The sequence below is a fragment of the Bradyrhizobium sp. STM 3809 genome (genome assembly GCF_000239795.1).
In the GTDB taxonomy this organism is placed as follows: Bacteria; Pseudomonadota; Alphaproteobacteria; order Rhizobiales; family Xanthobacteraceae; genus Bradyrhizobium.
The window spans coordinates 1-1,295 of the sequence record NZ_CAFJ01000393.1 but is presented as its reverse complement, the minus strand read 5'-3'; the positions used below and the strand labels follow the sequence as shown (position 1 = coordinate 1,295).

Below are 1,295 nucleotides of genomic sequence, written 5' to 3'. Positions count from 1 at the left end.
TCGGCATCGCCGAGCGCAATCAGACGGCTCGCATCGCCGATCGCATGCGCGCCGGTCGAACAGGCCGTGACCACGGAATGATTGGGGCCCTTCAGGCCGTGCTCGATCGAGACATAGCCGGAGGCTAGATTGATCAGGCGTCCGGGAATGAAGAACGGCGACACTTTCCGCGGACCGCGCTCCTTGAGCAGGATCGCGGTGTCGGCGATGCCCGACAGGCCGCCGATGCCGGAGCCGATCAGCGTGCCCGTGGCGCAGCGGTCCTCTTCCGTGGCGGGGTGCCAGTTGGCGTCATCGAGCGCCTGGCGCGCGGCCGCCATTGCGAAGATGATGAAGTCGTCGACCTTGCGCTGGTCCTTCGGCTCCATCCACTGGTCGGCATTGAACGTTCCATCAGAGCCGTCGCCGCGCGGCACCTGGCAGGCGACCTTGGCCGGCAGATCGGAGACGTCGAACGTCTCGATCACGCGCGCGCCGCTGTTGCCCTGAAGGATCCGCTGCCAGGTCGTTTCCACACCACAGCCAAGCGGCGAAACCATGCCAAGGCCCGTGACGACAACCCGCCTCATGTTCGTTTCTCCAGACCCGCCCTTGAGCGCTCGTGGATCGGCGCAACGCCGTTCGCGGCACCTCGGGTCACTTGTTCGAGCAACATGTCTGGCCGGCAGTGCGTCCGAAACGTGCCTCGCCGGCCGCCAGATGACGGCTCAAAACGATGCCGCCAACAGCAAGAAACCGGTCGACCGCACAAGACGGATCGGCCGGTTTCGCGCAACTCTCGCCGGAGCGTCAGCTCTTGGCGTTCTTCTCGAGGAACTTGGTGGCGTCGCCGACCGTCAGGATCGTCTCGGCGGCGTCGTCCGGAATCTCGCAGCCGAACTCTTCCTCGAAGGCCATGACGAGCTCGACCGTGTCGAGGCTGTCGGCACCGAGGTCGTCAATGAAGCTCGCGTTGTCGACCACTTTCTCGGGCTCGACACCAAGGTGTTCGACCACGATCTTCTTAACCCGCTCGCCAATCTCACTCATCGTTCAACCTCGTGCTTGTTCCTTTAAGACCCGACCCCCGGATGATCCGCGTCATCCCGGCCGCTCAACTTCCTTCGCAATCGCGCAAAACCAGATTTGCCCCGCAGCGCCCCTTTACCGAAGCTTGGCCGACGAAGTGCGGTCCGCAAACCTGGGAAACGGGGCCACTCACAAACTCCAATCCTCACTCCACCAGTCCGGTACGCCTCCGACCCAGAGCGCTCAAACAGGAACCCGGATCAGCAGCACCAGCCGGCGGAGGCCCG

General features: G+C 64.1%; 2 protein-coding genes. Both read right to left on the bottom strand.

Annotated elements, in window-relative coordinates:
* On the bottom strand, positions 1-569 hold a 569-nt coding region (locus BRAS3809_RS19830), incomplete at its 3' end, for a beta-ketoacyl synthase N-terminal-like domain-containing protein (protein WP_035657066.1).
* Between the two features lie 220 nt (positions 570-789).
* Complete coding sequence (locus BRAS3809_RS19825) at positions 790-1,029, bottom strand: acyl carrier protein (protein ID WP_006610957.1); 240 nt, start codon at positions 1,027-1,029, stop codon at positions 790-792.
* Between the last annotated feature and the right edge of the window lie 266 nt (positions 1,030-1,295).